Origin of the sequence: Paenibacillus sp. DP01, assembly GCF_044784315.1 — a bacterium.
GTDB lineage: Bacteria > Bacillota > Bacilli > Paenibacillales > Paenibacillaceae > Paenibacillus > Paenibacillus polymyxa.
This window is the reverse complement of the sequence record NZ_CP173059.1, coordinates 4,267,642-4,286,147: the sequence shown is the minus strand read 5'-3', so window position 1 is coordinate 4,286,147 and position 18,506 is coordinate 4,267,642. Positions and strand designations below refer to the sequence as shown.

At 45.9% G+C, this 18,506-nt stretch carries 16 protein-coding genes; 14 read left to right on the top strand and 2 right to left on the bottom strand.

The genetic code is table 11. From position 1 onward, the window contains the following. Positions 1–260: 260 nt before the first annotated feature. Positions 261–1,382, bottom strand: a complete 1,122-nt coding sequence (gene mnmA / locus ACH59B_RS18730; protein ID WP_025365607.1) for a tRNA 2-thiouridine(34) synthase MnmA — start codon at positions 1,380–1,382, stop codon at positions 261–263. Between the two features lie 304 nt (positions 1,383–1,686). Here mnmA and cymR point away from each other — a divergent pair, with 304 nt between their 5' ends. From cymR to ACH59B_RS18710, 4 genes are all read left to right on the top strand, one after another. Continuing rightward, entirely contained in the window at positions 1,687–2,106 is a 420-nt protein-coding gene (cymR, locus tag ACH59B_RS18725; protein WP_013372613.1) for a cysteine metabolism transcriptional regulator CymR, read from the top strand. Between the two features lie 389 nt (positions 2,107–2,495). Then, positions 2,496–3,647 (top strand): cysteine desulfurase family protein, encoded by a 1,152-nt coding sequence (locus ACH59B_RS18720; RefSeq protein WP_017426722.1) that lies wholly within the window; start codon positions 2,496–2,498, stop codon positions 3,645–3,647. A gap of 135 nt (positions 3,648–3,782) precedes the next feature. Continuing rightward, entirely contained in the window at positions 3,783–4,304 is a 522-nt protein-coding gene (locus tag ACH59B_RS18715) for a PRC-barrel domain-containing protein (RefSeq protein ID WP_016819088.1), read from the top strand. Between the two features lie 10 nt (positions 4,305–4,314). Beyond that, on the top strand, positions 4,315–4,527 hold the full coding sequence (locus ACH59B_RS18710) for a hypothetical protein (RefSeq protein ID WP_013311529.1): 213 nt from the start codon (positions 4,315–4,317) through the stop codon (positions 4,525–4,527). Positions 4,528–4,704: 177 nt separating this feature from the next. On the opposite strand, the gene ACH59B_RS18705 is transcribed toward ACH59B_RS18710, so the two are convergent. Beyond that, positions 4,705–6,678, bottom strand: a complete 1,974-nt coding sequence (locus ACH59B_RS18705; protein WP_017426724.1) for a methyl-accepting chemotaxis protein — start codon at positions 6,676–6,678, stop codon at positions 4,705–4,707. Positions 6,679–6,889: 211 nt separating this feature from the next. Here ACH59B_RS18705 and ACH59B_RS18700 point away from each other — a divergent pair, with 211 nt between their 5' ends. The 10 genes from ACH59B_RS18700 to ACH59B_RS18655 all read left to right on the top strand — a co-directional run bounded on the left by ACH59B_RS18700 (position 6,890) and on the right by ACH59B_RS18655 (position 18,284). Continuing rightward, a complete protein-coding gene (locus tag ACH59B_RS18700) occupies positions 6,890–7,957 on the top strand; it encodes an AI-2E family transporter (protein WP_016819086.1) in 1,068 nt (355 codons plus the stop codon). A 350-nt stretch (positions 7,958–8,307) separates the two neighbouring features. Continuing rightward, positions 8,308–10,941, top strand: coding sequence for an alanine--tRNA ligase (alaS, locus tag ACH59B_RS18695; RefSeq protein WP_017426725.1), 2,634 nt, complete (start codon positions 8,308–8,310; stop codon positions 10,939–10,941). Positions 10,942–11,077: 136 nt separating this feature from the next. After that, positions 11,078–11,338: an IreB family regulatory phosphoprotein gene (locus tag ACH59B_RS18690; RefSeq protein WP_007431624.1), complete on the top strand. Its 261-nt coding sequence runs from the start codon at positions 11,078–11,080 to the stop codon at positions 11,336–11,338. Between the two features lie 9 nt (positions 11,339–11,347). Beyond that, complete coding sequence (gene ruvX, locus ACH59B_RS18685) at positions 11,348–11,764, top strand: Holliday junction resolvase RuvX (protein WP_016819084.1); 417 nt, start codon at positions 11,348–11,350, stop codon at positions 11,762–11,764. A 13-nt stretch (positions 11,765–11,777) separates the two neighbouring features. Further along, the gene (locus ACH59B_RS18680) at positions 11,778–12,080 is read left to right on the top strand and encodes a DUF1292 domain-containing protein (RefSeq protein WP_013372606.1); all 303 of its coding nucleotides are present in this window, start codon (positions 11,778–11,780) and stop codon (positions 12,078–12,080) included. Beyond that, entirely contained in the window at positions 12,077–12,382 is a 306-nt protein-coding gene (locus ACH59B_RS18675) for a DUF1292 domain-containing protein (protein WP_017426726.1), read from the top strand. The genes ACH59B_RS18680 and ACH59B_RS18675 overlap by 4 nt, the downstream gene beginning before the upstream one ends. A gap of 94 nt (positions 12,383–12,476) precedes the next feature. Beyond that, entirely contained in the window at positions 12,477–13,505 is a 1,029-nt protein-coding gene (mltG, locus tag ACH59B_RS18670) for an endolytic transglycosylase MltG (RefSeq protein WP_026065403.1), read from the top strand. Positions 13,506–13,516: 11 nt separating this feature from the next. Next, positions 13,517–14,446, top strand: coding sequence for a peptidase U32 family protein (locus tag ACH59B_RS18665; RefSeq protein WP_016819081.1), 930 nt, complete (start codon positions 13,517–13,519; stop codon positions 14,444–14,446). 32 nt (positions 14,447–14,478) lie between these two features. Continuing rightward, positions 14,479–15,810 (top strand): U32 family peptidase, encoded by a 1,332-nt coding sequence (locus ACH59B_RS18660; protein WP_013372602.1) that lies wholly within the window; start codon positions 14,479–14,481, stop codon positions 15,808–15,810. A gap of 224 nt (positions 15,811–16,034) precedes the next feature. After that, positions 16,035–18,284, top strand: coding sequence for a methyl-accepting chemotaxis protein (locus ACH59B_RS18655; RefSeq protein WP_017426728.1), 2,250 nt, complete (start codon positions 16,035–16,037; stop codon positions 18,282–18,284). Positions 18,285–18,506 lie beyond the last annotated feature (222 nt).

The following is an 18,506-nucleotide window of genomic DNA, read 5'->3' as shown; positions in this document are numbered from 1 at the left end:
TTGATTAGCTTTGTGCCTCTAAGGTCTTTTTCGATGGGCTATCATTGTCCAATAAACTAATTATTAAACTCCTAATAGCCTGTATACTTTGGAAACCTTTTTACAGGAAATGTTTGTTCAGCATGATAGACATAATAAAGAGCAGATAACCAATTCCCTTCGACTTATGGCTAAAAACATGTAACAGAAAAAAGTCGCTCCTCCCAAATCAGGAGAGACGACTTTTTTATTACGGCTATTCAATGTTAATTGTCATTCATTCAAACCGTTTCAGGCTGAAGTTTTTCAACCTTATCAATGGTTCCCCCACCCAGACAACGTTCCCCGTCATAAAATACAACTGCTTGTCCAGGGGTAATGGCCTTTTGATGTACATCAAATACGACATGCACGGTCCCATCCGCAAGCCATTGTAAAGTGACTTGCTGGTCAGGCTGACGGTAACGGAACTTGGCTGTGCAGCGGAATTCGCCGGATGGACGTGCATCTGCGCCTTCAATCCAGTTTACATCCGTGGCAATCAGGCTGGTAGAATACAGGCTGTGGTGACGATCACCTTGTACCACATACAGGATGTTCTTCTCCAGATCCTTATCTGCTACGAACCATGGTTCGCCTGAACCTGAACCGCCAATGCCCAAGCCTTGTCGTTGACCCAGTGTATAGTACATCAGACCATCGTGGCGTCCTTTGACTTCACCCGTAGCAATATCCACCATATCTCCACCTTTTGCAGGCAGATATCCACTCAGAAACTCCTTAAAATTGCGTTCGCCGATAAAGCATACGCCCGTGCTATCTTTTTTCTTGGCTGTATAAAGTCCCGCAGCTTCTGCGATTTTACGTACTTCTGGTTTCGGCAGATGACCGATCGGAAACATGGCTCGCGACAACTGTGTTTGGCTTAATGCATTCAGGAAATAAGTCTGATCCTTGTTGCTGTCCACACCTCGCAGCAAAGTAAAGCGGCCGTCTTCCTCCACAACCCGTGCATAATGTCCAGTAGCAACATAATCTGCTCCCAAATCCAGCGCTTTGTTCAGAAACTCGCCGAACTTAATTTCACGGTTGCACATGACATCTGGATTGGGTGTGCGTCCAGCTTTATATTCATCAAGAAAATAGGAGAATACTTTATCAAAGTATTCTTTTTCAAAATTGACTGTATAGTAAGGAATGTCGATCTGTTCACAGACGCGGCGTACATCCTCCGCATCCTCTTCAGCCGTACAACGGCCAAATTCATCCGTGTCATCCCAATTTTTCATGAAGATGCCGATTACGTCATAGCCCTGCTCCTTTAGCAGCAGCGCGGTAACGGATGAGTCGACGCCACCGGACATGCCGACGACGACACGGGTTTCATGATTGGCTTTAGCCATGGTCATCACCCAATTCTTTCAATATTGTTGTAGAACCCACCTATTGTAACATAAACGATAATAAGTTACGATGTTTGGATGAACAAACGACACGGCGAACGATGCAAGAAAGCTACATAAAACGGGCTAAATCTGTTGCTAATCGCTCGAAAGCAACTTTTTTTAAGATTGTTACCGTAATGTTTCCCTTTACCTGCCCTAATATGTTAACATAAGCTGAGGGTTAGGATCGGAATAGAGAGGTTTACAACTCCAAATATTCCGCGTGTTTAACGGAATTGTTAATATAAGCGAGGTGCCACAATTGAAAATATCAACGAAAGGCCGTTACGGCCTGACCATTATGATGGAGCTTGCGGCCAGGTTTGGCGAAGGTCCAACTTCTTTAAAAAGTATTGCCGAAAAAAATCAGCTATCAGAGCATTATCTGGAGCAGCTCATTGCGCCTTTGCGTAATGCAGGTTTGGTAAAAAGTATCCGTGGTGCTTATGGCGGTTATATTTTGGCGAATGAACCGTCAGGCGTAACAGCAGGAGACATCATTCGTGTGCTGGAAGGCCCGATTTCTCCAGTTGATTTTACGGAAGAAGACGATCCGGCAAAACGTCAGCTCTGGCTGCGAATTCGTGACAGCATTGCTGAAGTGCTGGATTCAACTACACTCAAGGACTTGATCACATACCAAGAACATGATGAATTGGATAACTACATGTTTTATATTTAATTTCCAATTGTGTATATAACAAGAGATATCTTGGCTCATCAAACGTTTTAGCCCCATTATATGGGGCTTTAATTCTATATAAAATACATTAAAATTGTCTATCCTGTAAATTACCAAGCTTGAGCATGTCTGAGAGTTATTTTTTACGGACCAATCCCTTTTTTGATTTCGTCATAAGCAGCTTGAGCTTTGGCCAAAGCTTTTTATAGTACAATCTCTTCGTGATATCTGTCTTCTTACACCGATAATCGGATCAAGGGGGCCTCCGTAAAAACTTGCAATGAAATGCTCTTACAAAAACTTTTAAAGTGCATTATATCAATAAAGAAGTATATAATGGAACTTCAGCAATACTAAAAACAAGATGTTCTATATTTGAGGTGGATAACATGAACAGAATTTATCTGGATCATGCCGCATCGACTCCTATGCATCCTGAGGTTGCGCAGACTATGATGGATATCATGACCGGCCAATTCGGCAACGCTTCGAGCGTTCATGCCTTTGGCCGCGATGCCAAGCGCACCGTCAGCGCAGCGCGGGATGCCGTTGCGGCCTCTTTGGGCTGCAAGCCTGAAGAAATTATATTTACGAGCGGAGGGACAGAGAGTGATAATCTGGCCCTGTTTGGGACGGCTACGGCAGATGGTCGTACTTCCGGCCATATTATTACAACCGCGATTGAACATCACGCCGTGCTTCATGCTTGCGATGAGCTGGAAAAAGCGGGATACCAGGTGACCTATGTCCCAGTCAATGGTTTTGGGCGTGTGAATCCTGCGGACATTGAGGCAGCTATTCGCCCGGATACTTTTTTGATCAGCATGATGTATGCCAACAATGAAGTGGGCGTCATTCAGCCGATCCAAGAAGTAGGACAGATTGCGAGAGAGCATGGAATTATATTTCATGTAGATGCAGTCCAAGCCTTCGGGCATATATCCATCGACTGCGGGAACCTCCCGATTGACTTACTTAGTGTGTCTGGCCATAAGATTAACGGACCGCAAGGAGTGGGTGCATTGTATATCCGTCAGGGTACACGCATTCAGCCGCTAATGCATGGGGGACTTCAGGAGAAGAAACGCCGTGCAGGAACAGAAAACATCGCCGGCATTGCTGGGCTTGCTAAAGCCGCAACTCTTGCCAATGCTTCCATTGAAGAGCGAGGAGCACACGATATGGCTCTTCGCCAAACGCTGCTAAAAGCGTTGGAAAGCTCTCTGGGCAGCGATGAGTTTATAATCAATGGCGATCCTGAACATTTTGTGCCTAATGTGCTAAATATTAGCTTTCCGGCCATTGGTACAGAGACCATGCTGATGAATCTCGATATGGAAGGAATCGCAGCTGCCAGCGGATCAGCCTGCACTTCGGGGTCTTTAGAGCTATCGCATGTGTTGCAGGCGATGGATCTTCCTGAAGATGTTTTGAATTCAGCGATTCGATTTAGCTTCGGTTTGGGTAATACTACGGAAGAAATGGAATACACGGCCAAGAAAATTGAAACTATATGGAAGCGGCTGCGTACTAGGTACTAGGGATTTCTCCGCATTTTAGTAAGAAGGGAGGAGCGGTTTCCATTTCATTGCATGAACGGAAGCAAGGTATTGACAGGCATGTAGGAAAAACACCGCACCTTCGTTCGGACTGCATAGTAAGGAGGGACCCTATATATGAGGCTTCAAGACATGATCGGACTTGCTGTTTTCGATGTCGAGGACGGGAAGCAGATTGGTAAAATACATGACTTTATGTTGACAGCTGATTGGCGAATTACAGGGATTGAGCTAGAAGGTAAAGGGCTTTTTTCATCTCATGTCAAAATGGTGGCCTGGGATGACATCGTTGCTTATGGTGAAGATGCGATCATGATTCGCAATCAGCAGGCCGTCCGTAAAACAGAGGCCCATGATATACAACATACGTACTTGCTTGGACCCGGTAAACTGAAGGATTTATCCGTGCTAACAGAGGAAGGGCTTATGCTCGGGCACATCTCGGATGTTTATTTTGACCAGGAAATGGGCAATAACATAATAGGCTTGGAAATCAGCGATGGTTTTGTATCGGATATTATTGAAGGGCGGAAATGGCTGCCCTGCACCGAAGATATGTCCATCGGGGAAAATGCTGTTATGGTTCCCCCGTTAAGCGAGCAGCGTCTGGAAAAAGCCATATATTCTGTTAATGGATAGGGTGAGTTTATTGAGATGTCCGAATTGTAATTCCAAAGATATCGGAAAAATTGGCTCCCATCAATTTTATTGCTGGGGATGCTTTATCGAACTTCAAGTGAATGGTGAAAAAATGTCTGTCTACCAAGTGGAAGAGGATGGAACGCTCAGTTCGCTGGACGACTTATTCTTTGGAGATGAGATGGCACAACAGGACTTGCCGCAAATTCACGCTTCTTCCTAAGTTTGACTCGGGAAGTGGACAGGCTGTTTACGAAGAGGTGTGATCTTCCCCCTATGGCCTAACATATAGCTAAGTGGGTTGGATCATGCTTAATAAAAAATGGAGAGGGTGTCCCGAACGGCTATTGGCCTGGGGGCACCCTCTTTTGTATATCCTTTCTTGTGAAGATGGCTAGTTTTACAATTTAAAGCGTTTGACCTCTTCCAATAGAAGATCTGCATGAGAATCAAGTTTGGCAGAAAGGTCGGCAATATTGTTCATAGCATGACCTTGTTCTTGTACTGAGGAAGCTACTTCCTCGGTAGATGCTGCACTTTGCTCAGAAACAGCGACAACGCTGGAGATGACATCAGAAATATGTCCGGCATTTACACGCAGATGATCTGCTGCAGCAGAAACATCTTCAATTTGGGCAAGCATGTGCTGAGAAGCGCCACGTATGGATTCAAACGCCTGTCTCGTTGCAATGGCAGCATGCTCCTGCTCTACAGTTACAGCAAGAGCCTTCTTCATTTCTTCCGCGCTTTGTACTCCCGCAATTTTAATTTCTTCCAGCTTACTCATGATACTGTCACTGGAGCTACCTGCTTGTTCGGCCAGCTTTCTCACTTCTCCCGCGACGACGGCAAAACCTCGTCCGTGTTCCCCGGCCCGTGCCGCTTCAATGGATGCATTGAGGGCCAGTAGGTTTGTTTGTGCGGCGATATCGTGGATGGCCCCGGCCAGCCGCCCAATATCCTGGGTTTTCAGCGTGAGTGAATCTACCGCTTCTCCTGCCGCAGTGGTTGTTTGTCTGGACTCGGCTGCCAGTTTCGCTTGACGCTCTGCTGTTTCATAGCCGGCCAGCACAGCAGAATCAGTTTCGAATACAGCAGTTTGGGTCCGTTTGACACTTTCGCCAATCTGGTTGATGGAGCCTGTCATGTGTGTCAGCTTCTCAGAACCGGAATATACCGCCTCGGCTTGGTCGCTGGCTCCTTGCGCTAGCTCCTGAACTGCACTAGAAATTTGTGATGCAATGGTTCCTGTATCTTTGGCGTGTTGGTGCATATCATGGGAAGCGGAACTGACATCGCTAGCTGTATCTGATACCTTGCGCAACAGGTGAGAGAGATTGTCTGACATGAGGTTAAAATCTGTCCCCAGACTGGCAATTTCATCTTTACCCTTAATATCCACACGAGCGGTCATATCGCCTTCAGCTATCCGTTTGACATTTGTTTGGAGTCTGCGAATCGGCTTGATAAAGTTGTTTGCCGCCCAAATCGCCAGCAGCATAGCAACGACTAAAATGATAGCAACAGTAATAATCAACTGATTACGAGTAGAGTAATATTCCTGAAAAGCAATATCTTTAGAAATAGACAGGCCTACAATCCAGCCTGTGCTAGGCATTCTTTTAAAATAAAGCTGACGGTCACTGCCGTTGTAGCTATAGTCTGTTTTTCCCGAAGCTGTGCTGAGCAGGGTCGCGGTCGATGATCCTAACTCGGGGGTTTCCTTGAGGTTTTTGCCAGCCAGCTTGTTGTCTGGATGCGCGATTACGACTCCCTTTTGGTCAATCAGAAATGCGTAGCCCAATCCGTTCAAGTCTATGCCTTTAATCATTTTTGTCATATCGTTGAGCATAATATCCTCGCTGACTACCCCGGTGATCGAGCCGTTGGCATCCTTGAGAGGTTTAGCAATGGAAATGGTGAAGTCATTGCTGCCTGCATCAGTATAAGGTGAGGAATAGTACATTTCTCCCTTGGTTTTGGCGTCCTTGTACCACGGACGAGCGCGAGGATCGTAACCCTCTTCAAACCAGCCAGATCCATCCCAGTAAGATCCATCTTCATACCCTGCATAAATGTTGGAAATATTTTGATCCTTATAGTTTTGGAAAGCTGCTTTCAGAGATGCTATTTTGGCATCTGATGAAATATCGCTGGATTCCAGACTCGCAGCTAATGATTCAATAATTTCAGCTTTGCCGCCTGTCCATCCGTCGAGCTGATTGACGGTTTCGGAAGCTTTGCTGTTCATAAGCTCTTGGATATCATGATTGGCCTGATTTTTAACACTTGTCATGCTAATGACGGACAAAGGCCCAGCTGCAACGATTACAATGCAAGTGAAAAGGAGAATAAGCTTCATTTTTAAGTTCATGTAACGACCCCCGATGTTTCAGAAATGTGAAAGCTTAGGATAGTGCTTTGTACTTATATCGTCAGATCGAATGACTTTGTTTATTGTTTTCATCCATTTTCATCAATTTTTCGCAATGGTTATTAATGGGACATCTCAGACTGGCGGGAAGGATTAAAGTACAGGTACAGGCATATACTTAAAGGAGGCTAGTCCGGTAAGGGGGCACAAAATGGACCAATTAACGAAAAGTAGACTGTTCCGGTACGGCATATGGACGCTGCTGGGACTCGTCATTCTATATTTTATCTGGCTGCTGAGACCTTTGTTTTTTCATTTGTATGAATTTCTGAAAACAATCATTGCTCCGTTTGCGGTAGCGATGATCATCTCCTATGTACTTAATCCTGTAGTGAGTATGCTGGGCGGTCGAAAGGTGCCTCGTAGTGTAGCTGTACTGCTTATTTACGCTGTGTTTTTGGCCAGTCTTATTGTGATCCTGATGAATCTGATTCCGATGTTCATTGAACAACTGGATGAGCTGAATGAGCATCTGCCAGAGCTGACCATGCATGCGCAGGGACTAATGACGAATATGGACAGCGGTATTTTACCCCAAGGGGTGCGTACGGGGATGAATCAATGGTTTTTCCAACTGGAGAATCGGATGGCTACTGGGATTTCTACCTTTATGGACAACATCGGTGGGATGATCAACATGTTGTTTAATGTGTTCATCGTACCTTTTCTCATTTTTTATATTTTAAAGGATTTTGACGTGTTTGAACGGACGATTGTTTCTTATCTCCCGCGTTCTCGTCGTAAGGCGATTGTATCGGTGCTTAAGGAAATTGATCAGGCGCTTGGCAACTATGTCAGGGGCCAATTGCTGGTGTGCGTCATTATTGGCGTAATGGCGTATATTGGATATATGCTGATTGGCATGCCTTATGCGCTATTGCTGGCCGGAGTTGTGGCTCTTTTTAATATTGTTCCATATCTGGGCCCCTTTTTGGGCGCTGCACCGGCAGTAATTATGGCTTCTACGGTTTCCTTAAAAATGGTGCTTTTAGTGGTAGTCGTTAATTCCTGTATTCAAGTTCTTGAAAGTAATGTAATATCCCCTCAGGTGGTAGGGCGAACGCTGCACCTGCATCCGTTAGCCATTATTTTCGCTCTGCTAGTGGGTGGGGAAATTGCGGGAATTGCTGGCTTGATCTTGGCAGTTCCAGTGATGGCTGTTTTGAAGGTAGGGCTTCAGCATTTTTTTGCATATTACGTCAAGCGAAAAACAATCTAATTTCGTCTATATCCCAGATGCATGCTGTCTGAAATCGCGTTGACACGGCTAAATGACACGGATATACTGAATTGAGTATGTTTAAATGTGTTTATCCAGTAGGGAAAGCTCATTTCGGAGTGCGGGCTGAACCCGCCGGGATGCTCCCGTTACCAGTGAAAACAAGGCGATCGATCGTCCGTTAAGCAGATGTTGGTGTGCGCTTGCACATGTGGCATTTCGTACAGAGGGGACGGCGATAACCAGGGTGGTACCGCGATACAATCGTCCCTGATCCGTTCAGGGGCGTTTTTCTATTTTTTATGGCCTGTGCCAGAAACCAGTGACACCATAATTAGGAGGCTACTTATATGAAAGCTAGTGAAATCCGCTCCAAATGGCTGGAGTTTTTTGAAAGTAAGGGACATGTGATTGAACCAAGCGCACCGCTTGTTCCACACAAAGATCCTTCCCTGCTATGGATCAATGCGGGTATGGCGCCGCTTAAGCCTTATTTTGACGGACGCGTAAAACCAGAAAATCCACGTATCGCCAATTCGCAAAAATGTATTCGGACGAACGACATTGAAAATGTCGGTAAAACGCGTCGTCATCATACGTTTTTCGAAATGCTTGGGAACTTTTCTATTGGCGACTATTTCAAGGAAGAAGTCATCACATGGGCGTGGGAGTTTCTGACAGACCCGAAATGGATCGGCTTTGATCCAGAACGTCTGGCTGTAACGGTATATCCTGAGGATGAAGAAGCGTACAAGCTGTGGAATGAAAAAGTTGGACTTCCGGCTGAACGTATCATCAAACTGGAAGACAATTTCTGGGATATCGGTGAAGGCCCTTGCGGACCTTGTACGGAAATTTTTTATGATCGTGGCGAAGCCTACGGCAGCGACATGACAGACCCTGAAATGTATCCAGGGGGAGAAAATGAGCGTTATCTGGAAGTGTGGAACCTCGTATTCTCACAATTCAACCATAACAAAGATGGCAGCTACACGCCGCTTCCCAATAAAAATATAGATACAGGAGCTGGTTTGGAACGTTTTGCATCCATTTTGCAAAATGTCGATTCCAATTTTGATACGGATATCTTCCAGCCACTAATCCAGAAAACGGCTGCCATGGCAGGAGTTAAATATAACGACAATGTGGACAGTGATGTGGCTCTCAAGGTCATTGCTGACCATGTTCGTACCGTGACTTTCGCGATTGGTGACGGTGTACTTCCTTCCAACGAAGGACGGGGTTACGTCATTCGCCGTTTGCTGCGCCGGGCTGTTCGCTATGGAAAGATGTTGGGCATGAACCGTCCATTTATGTTTGAACTGGTGGAAACCGTTGGGGACATCATGGGCGTGTACTACCCTGAAGTCGTGGACAAGCGTGATTTCATCATCAAGGTGATTAAAACAGAAGAAGAGCGTTTCCATGAAACATTGACAGACGGACTAGCTATTTTGGCTGATATCAGTGCTCAGGCAAAGGCCGAAGGCCGCAATGTCATTAGCGGAGCAGATGCTTTCAAGCTGTATGATACGTATGGGTTCCCATTTGATCTCACAGAGGATTATGCGGACGAGCAGGGCTTGAAAGTTGATCGTGAAGGTTTTGATGAAGCGATGCAGGAACAGCGTCAACGTGCGCGTGATGCTCATCAAGACAATGCCAGCATGAAGATTCAGGGCGGAGCTTTGTCCGATCTGGCGGTTAAAAGTGAATTTGTTGGATATAATGACCTCATAACTGAGTCCAAAATTGTGGCAATTGTATATAATGATATGCTGGTGGAGAGTGTTAGTGAAGGGCAGTCCTGTCAAGTCGTGCTGGATGTGACTCCTTTCTATGCTGAAAGCGGCGGGCAAGTCAGTGACCATGGCTTACTGCGTGGTGGAACGGTAACCGCGAAGGTTGAAGGGCTGTTCAAGGCGCCGCAAGGTCAGCATGTGCATCAGGTCGTTGTAGAAGCCGGTGAGCTAAACGTAGGCGACACGGTAAAAGCTGAAGTAGATCAGGCTTCACGTGGAGAAATTGAGAAGAATCATACGGCTACGCATTTGCTTCACAAAGCGCTTAAAGAAGTACTGGGTGACCATGTCAATCAGGCGGGTTCCTTGGTAGAACCTGGGCGTCTGCGTTTTGACTTCTCCCATTTTGGTAGCATTACCCCAGAAGAGCTGGCAGATATTGAACTGCGGGTTAACCGTGCCATCTGGAGCCAACTGGATGTGACTATTGAACTGAAACCGATTGACGAAGCCAAGGCGCTTGGAGCGATGGCGTTGTTTGGTGAGAAATATGGTGATATTGTACGGGTCGTTAAGGTTGGCGATTACAGCATCGAGCTGTGCGGAGGGTGTCATGTCAGCAATACTTCGCAAATTGGCTTGTTCAAGCTTGTTAGCGAGAGCGGCATCGGATCAGGTGTACGTCGTATTGAAGCAGTGACCGGACGTTTTGGTTTTGAGTACATGGAAGGTCAATTAGAGCTGTTGAAGGTGTCGGCTGGGCTGGTTAAATCCAAGCTGTCCGAGGTGCCAAAACGCATCGAATCTTTGCAGCAACAGATCAAAGACCTCAGTCGTGAAAATGAATCACTGCAAAGCAAGCTGAGCGCTATTGAGGCGGGTCAACTGACTGATCAGGTTGTGCAAGCTGGCGGAGTGCAGTTGTTGGCTGCACGCGTGCAGGCCTCCAGCATGGATGCGCTGCGTGCGATTGCTGATGAGCTGAAAAGTAAGCTTCCTGCAGCTGTGCTGGTGCTAGGCGCTGCAATGGACGACAAAGTTAATTTTGTCGTTGCTGTCCCAGCTGAGCATACCAAGGCAGGACTTCATGCAGGTAAGCTCGTGAAAGAAATTGCGGCCGTATGCGGCGGCGGTGGCGGCGGACGACCTGACATGGCGCAAGCCGGGGGTAAGGATGCGAGCAAGCTGGACGAAGCACTTCAACGTGCACATGAATTGGTGTCAGCAGCCTCACAAGGATAAAGTTCGATAATTTTTGCGGATTTTTGGAAAAAAACGGACTTAGACATTTCCTTGAAGGGCTTTGCTTATGGTATGATATAAAAGAATAAGCTGGCATAAACATGTACACATGTTTTGTGGAAGCGAGGTGTCAACAATGGATTCCATGGACAAAACGGTCAAATTTAATGTCAAGGCGGATGAGAAGGAAGCTTCTGCTCAGGAGATTTTGTTGACCGTATATGATGCGTTGGTAGAAAAAGAATACAATCCGATCAATCAAATCGTCGGGTATTTGCTATCCGGTGATCCGGCTTATGTGCCACGGCATAATAATGCTAGAAGCCTGGTGCGTAAAAAAGAACGCGATGAATTGATTGAAGAGCTGGTTCGTTTCTATCTCGCTAAGCATCGTTAGGAGACAGGCATGAAAGTAATGGGATTGGATTACGGGGATCGCCGAATTGGGGTCGCCGTAAGTGATGCCTTCGGCTGGACCGCCCAAGGATTGGAAGTCATAGAACGACGCGGTGACGACAGCGAGTTCGGTAAAATTGCAAATTTGGTTCGTGAACATGAAATTGGTGAGGTTGTTGTAGGCTTGCCGAAAAATATGAACGGAACCGTGGGTCCACGCGGTGAGATTTGCATTGAGTTTGCGAACCGGCTCAAGGAGTTACTGGGTTTACCCGTTCACCTTTGGGATGAACGGCTGACGACGCGTTCGGCAGAGCGTGCGCTTCTGGAGGCCGACGTCAGCCGCAAAAAACGCAAGCAGGTGGTAGATAAACTGGCCGCAAGCCTGATCTTGCAAAATTATTTGGACGCACACAGTACAAGGTGAGGGGGATTTCGTAATGGCTGAAAATCAATTGGGTATGGAAGAAGAGCCGGAAATTATTTATATTGCCGATGACGAGGGCAACGAGGAAGAGTTCGAGGTCATTATGAAGTTTGAGGTAGATGGTTCCGAAGCGAAGTACATGATGGTTGCGCCAGTGGACCCTGAAGCTGATGAGTCCGATGTGTACGCCTTCCGTTACGAGGAAGAAGGCGATGATATTAAATTGTTTGTGATCCAAGACGATGCCGAATGGGAAATCGTCGAAGAGACCTTTAATACATTTGTAGAGGAAGAAGAAGAGGAAGACGGGAAATGACGAGCTATTCACGTGAAGACCTGAGCTGGACCTCTGATTTGAAAGAAGCTTTTGATGGTGACGTAGAGTTGCAGGATGAACAGGGTCATGCGTTACGCATGGAGTTGGAAGCAGAGTTCAAGGTAGGTGAGCAACGGTACGCCGTATTGCGTAGACCTGGCGCTGCTGCTGGCGAACATGAATTATATCATGTAAGCTCATCCACAGACGGCGAAATCTCCATCACCACCATTGAAGATGATGATGAGTGGGAAGATATTTCTGAGCTGTACGACGAATGTACGTTGCCGGAAGAGCTGTAAGTCTGGATAACGAGGAGATCAAACCTGAAAGGGCGGACCAGTCCGCCCTTTTTGGCTGTGAAGGAGTTGGGTGGATGTGAAGCGAAGGACAAGGATGCTTACGTTGCTTCTCCTGCTTGTTTGCATAGCAGGAGGTGCACTCCTCTATATATGGAATGCCATGCAGCCTGTTCAGCCGAAAACACAACCCGTTGCTTTTACGGTGGTAAGAGGTACGGGAACATCGGCTATTGCAGATACGCTGGAGCAAAAGGGACTTATACGTAATGCGCTCGTGTTTAAGGCTTATGTAAAATTCAAACAGCAAGGAAACGCATTTCAGGCTGGAAAATATGAAGCGCAGCCTGGCGCAACCTTTGATCAGTTGATTGCCAAGCTATCGGCTGGGGATGTAGTCAAAGAGGAAATGATTCGTTTTACAATCCCGGAGGGTTTTACGATTAGACAGATGGCAGATAAACTGCAAAAGGAAGGACTGGCGGACCGGCAGCAATTTTTGCAGCTGGCCAACGATCCGTCCGCTTTTGACGTCGCGCTGGTGCGGGACATACCAAAGCAGATGGGGCTTCGCTATGCGCTGGAAGGTTATCTTTTCCCGGAAACCTATGAACTGAAAAAAGGAAGCACAACCAAGGATATCATTCAGACGATGCTGGAGCAGACGCAAAAACGTCTGGATACCATTTCTGACTTGGATGCCGGGTTGCAGCAACGGGGTGAAACACTGCATCAGCTGCTGACAGTTGCTTCTCTGGTAGAGCGCGAGGTAGTTGTAGACGATGAGCGGCCTATCGTAGCTGGCGTTATTTATAACCGTCTTCAACAGGATAAAAAGCTGGAAATTGATGCTACAGTTCAATATATGCTGGACAAGCAAAAGGAACGACTGTATTACAAGGATTTGGCTGTAGAAAGTCCTTATAATACGTATATGCATCAGGGACTTCCGCCAGGACCGATTGCAAGTCCTAGTCTGAAATCAGTAGTGGCGGCTCTACAGCCAAAATCTACAGATTATTTATTTTATGTGACCAAAAAAGATGGGACACATAAACATTTATTTGCCAAAACGTATAAAGAACATTTGCATAACATTCAGATAAGTAACCGTAAGACAAATTAGGAGGTGAGCCTATGGCTTACAAACCCGAACTGCTGGCAACTGCCAGCTCTCCGGAGGATGCCCGCCATATGCTGGAGGCTGGAGCAACTGCATTGCTGATTGGAGATGACCGCTTTGGCATGCGACTGCCAGGACATTTTACCCCGGACCAAATCCGTGAGGTTGTGGAAGAGGCACGGAAGCATGCGGCGCAGGTATATGTATCTATGACGAATTTGATGACGAATGAGCTATTGCCACTTCTTCCCGAATATGTGCAGACCATAGCTGGATGCGGCGTAGACGCCATTGAGTTTAATGATCCAGCAGTGCTCATGGCTGTGAAGGAATATGCCCCTCATCTGAAACTCTTCTGGAACGGAGAGATGATTTCTACCAACTTCGCAACCGCCAACTACTGGGGTGAAAAAGGGGCATCACGTGTCATCTTGGCTCGTGAGCTCAGTATGGATGAGATTACGGAAATGATTCCAAAGTTGAACATAGAAGCACAGGTTCAGGTACATGGAATGACCAATATTTATCACTCCAAGCGTAAGCTTGTTCAAAGCTATATGCTGCACCAAGGTCGCACGGTAGAAGGTGATCTCGGCAGAGGGCGTGGCTTGTTTCTGATTGAAGCAGAGCGGAAGGAAGAGAAGTTCCCCATTTACGAAGATATCAACGGGACACATATTATGAGTTCGGATGATTTTTGTATCATGGAGGATCTGCATATTCTGATGGAGGCGGGCGTGCACAGCTTTAAGATCGAGGGCTTGTTGAAACCCACAGCTTACAATGAGGCAGTTGTCCGTGCTTACCGTAAAGCTATAGACAGTTATACAGCCGACCCGGATGCTTATGTTTATGATGAAAGCTGGCTGGATGAGGTTCGCCGCCTTCAAGACCCTGAACGGGAACTTTCCTTCGGATTTTTCTACAAAGAGCAGGTTTATTAATTACAAAATGAATTTACAGAGGGGGGAACGTCATGGGAACGATCACCAAAACGAGAAAATATACAGGTAAACGAAATCGTTTGGATAAGCCGGAGTTGTTGGCTCCTGCCGGAAATCTAGAAAAGCTGAAGTTTGCCGTTCACTATGGCGCGGATGCTGTATATATAGGTGGGCAAAAATACGGTCTGCGTTCTAACGCCGATAATTTCAGTTTTGAAGAAATGCGTGAAGGTGTGGAATTCGCCAACAAGTACGGCGCTAAGGTGCTTGTGGCGACTAATATCTATGCTCACAATGAAGATATTGCCGGAATTGAGGAATACTTGCGCAATCTGTATGAAGTAGGAATTCATGCTGTTATCGTCGCTGATCCGGCTATTGTATCCGTGGCATTGCGGGCAGTTCCCGGATTGGAAGTGCATTTGAGCACACAGCAGTCCACGCTGAATTGGCAAGCGGTAAAGTTCTGGAAAGACGAGGGACTGCCGCGTGTGGTACTTGGACGTGAAACCAGCTTGGAGGAAATCGAAGAAATTAAAAAGCATGTGGACATCGAAATCGAAGCTTTTGTCCACGGTGCAATGTGCTCTTCATTTTCCGGTCGCTGTGTGTTATCCAATCATTTTACAGACCGAGATTCTAATCGTGGAGGATGTTGTCAGTCTTGCCGCTGGAAATATGATTTGTTTGAGGATGCCCGACCAGGTGAGGTTTGGATATCTGAGGAAGAGGCACAGGACAACAATGTACTAAAACAGTTCCAGCTTGGCGTTAACCAGCTTCCATTGTTTGAAGAGAGCGATAATGCTTTTTCTATGGGTTCCAAGGATCTGTGTATGATTGAAAATATTCCTGATCTGATTGATGTGGGTGTAGACAGCTTTAAAGTGGAGGGACGTATGAAGTCCATCCACTATGTGGCTACGGTCGTGAATGTCTACCGTCAAGCGATTGATTCCTATATGGCTGATCCGGAAAATTATGTACTCAAACCAGAATGGATTGAAGAAATTAACAAGGCAGCCAATCGTCCGTTAAATACTGGATTCTTCTATGATACACCGGATCATGAGGATCATATTTATGAGCCGGAAGAAAAAGCGGTCCCTTATGATTTTGCCGGACTGGTCATGGACTACGATGCTGCAAGTGGCATCGCAACGATTCAACAACGCAACCATTTTAAACCAGGTCATGAAATTGAATTTTTCGGTCCGAACGGAACATTTTTCAAGCAAACGGTCGGAACGATCTGGGATGAGGAAGGCAACGAATTAGATGCTGCACGTCATCCGCTTCAACGAATCAAAATGAAGGTAGATCAGCCTGTATCATATTTTGATATGATGCGTAAAAAGAAGTAAATAAGTCTTAAGTCACAAGTTAAAAGATTCAAAAGCCTCTCCTATCGGTTGGAGAGGCTTTTTTTTGAATAGTTTTCTAGGAAAAAAGTTTCACAAAATTTAGTGGGTACTCAAAGGAAAGCTACATTCCTTGTCGAATAGTTCCGATAGAGACTATATAGATAATAGATACATAATGGATGACGTGGAACAAGAAACTAATTATATAGTGGTAGGTGAGAGGAATGGGTTTTCGGAAAAAAGAGGGGAATACAGCAAAAAGGCAACCCAAGAAAAAGGATCAAATGAAAGGTTTAAAAGGAAGTAAAGTAACAACGGATAAAGGGGAGGAGACGGTTGTGATGTCTTCGAAGGGTACTCCCTGGGTAGCTGAGGTCTTACGTAAATGCACAAACAATTTAAAGCGTTTACTTAAGCCTGAAAGATACAGTAAGGATTTTATGCATTTAGTCAAAAACTATAATCCGATCCGTTCGGTTGGGATGAAGTTGTTTCTGATCTTTTTTGCGGCCATTATGTTATTTGTGGTCAGCTTGGGAATGCTCTCGTACTACAGAGCTAAAAGCACGATTGAGCAAAATGCAGCTACAGCGTATCAGCAAACGGTTCAGCAAACTTCGGAAAAGCTTGATATTATTTTAGAGCGCTTTCAAGACACATCGACACAGGTATTTTTCGATACTGAATTAAGTGATCAGTTGCAAAAGGCTGTAAAGCAAGATAAAAATCCCTTTGCATCTTTTGTTGCTATGGGAGAAGTAAACAAGAAATTAACCAATATTGCTTTTACAAATAAAGCGATTGATTCATTGTATTTGTACCCGGAAGAAACCAGTTTAGCTGCAATGGGTACCGGAACACAAAAGGATGTACGGCAGGAAGCATGGTTTAACGATATTTTGAAAAACAAGGGAATGGTTTGGCTACCTACGCAGGTGAATGACAATGGCAGCAAGACCTTTCGTCTGGCACGATCCATGAACAGCATGTCCGGGTTGGGAGGGACTTATGTTCTGGTTATGGATTTAAAGGCCAGTGCGGTGGAGGACGAGTTGAAAGGTGTTAATTTGGGCTCAGGCAGTATGATTAGCCTTGTGACAGACAAGGGGGAGTTTGTAGGTTCTAACAATGAGAGCTTGGCCGGGGGTAAGACAAAGCTGGATTACGTTTCCAAGCTTGAAGGGATCGAAGGAAATCAAATTATGGAGCAGGTAGCAGATGGCAAAGAGCAAAGTGTGCTTACGGTTCATAATACACTGGGAACTTCCAAATGGATTCTCGTGGGTGTAGTACCTGTATCCGAGCTGGTGAGAGACGCTAAGGGGATTCTAACTACGACCTGGGTATTTGCTGCGGTGGCTGCACTCATTGCATTGTTCATCGGCCTGTGGATCGTGCGCCTCGTGGCTCGTCCACTGACACACCTGAAGGATTTAATGATTGAAGGCGCCAAAGGCAACTTGCAAATCCGAACGAACTATAAGGCTCAGGATGAAATTGGGCAGTTGTCCGCTAGCTTTGATACAATGATGGAGCAAATTACACTGCTGGTAGAACAGACGAATGCATCAGCACAGGAGGTACTGAATACAGCGACGGAACTGAGTGATGCCTCGAAGAAGACAGCCGTTTCAGCCAAAGAAATTGCAGCTGCGACGGAAGAGATTGCTCATGGTGCCACCAGTTTAGCAACAGAGGCGGAACGTGGTAGCGGATTAACGGGGAATATATCCCAGCAAATGGATACGGTTATGACTTCTAATTATGAAATGAGTCTGGTCGCACAAGAAGTTGAACAGTCCAGTGAAAAAGGGACAATTCAGCTGAAAAATCTATTGAGCAAGACTAAGGTTACGGAAGAAACTACGCATGCTTTGGTAGGCAAAGTAGATGAACTGAAGAAGACAACTTCCGATGTCTTTAAGGTGCTGGACGTATTGCAGGATATTGCTAAACAAACGAACATTCTATCCCTGAATGCGACGATAGAAGCGGCACGAGCAGGGACAGCCGGGCGTGGTTTTATGGTGGTTGCAAATGAGGTCCGTCAGTTGGCAGAACAATCACGTCAAGCCATTCGTACAGCTACAGGTATTACGAATAATATCGTCAATGAGATGAATGAAACGGTACAGGCGTTATCTGAAGTGTACCCGCTGTTCCGAGAGCAGATGGGAGCCGTACGAGAAACGACGGACATTTTCCAATCGGTGCAGCAGCAAATGGGCGAGTTCGCGCTTCGGTTGGGAACAGTCACCGCCTCCATTCATCATCTGAGTGAATCGCAGACTACTTTGTCTGAGGCAATGACCAATGTTAGTGCGGTGGCCGAGCAATCCTCTGCTACTTCGCAGGAAGTCGCTTCTCTCAGTAATGAGCAGGCCAATATCGGTAATCAGCTGGTAGGCTTGTCTGATAAGCTGGAAGGAGTTTCAGTGAATTTGAAAGAACAGCTTTCAAGGTTTACAGTGTAGGTGTTGTAAAATCAAGGTTATCAGGGAAATCTCTTGAGAAGGAAAGCAGATTATGAATAGAAACACAAAGTGGGCCTGGGTGGTTCTAGCCATTACTATTTTTATAACGGTATATTATTCGTTAGATGAAATTTTAGGTTGTAGCCCATATTCATCACTAGATATCCAATAAATTCGGTAACCCATTCAACATTACATGTTGAGTGGGTTTTCTTTTTCCAT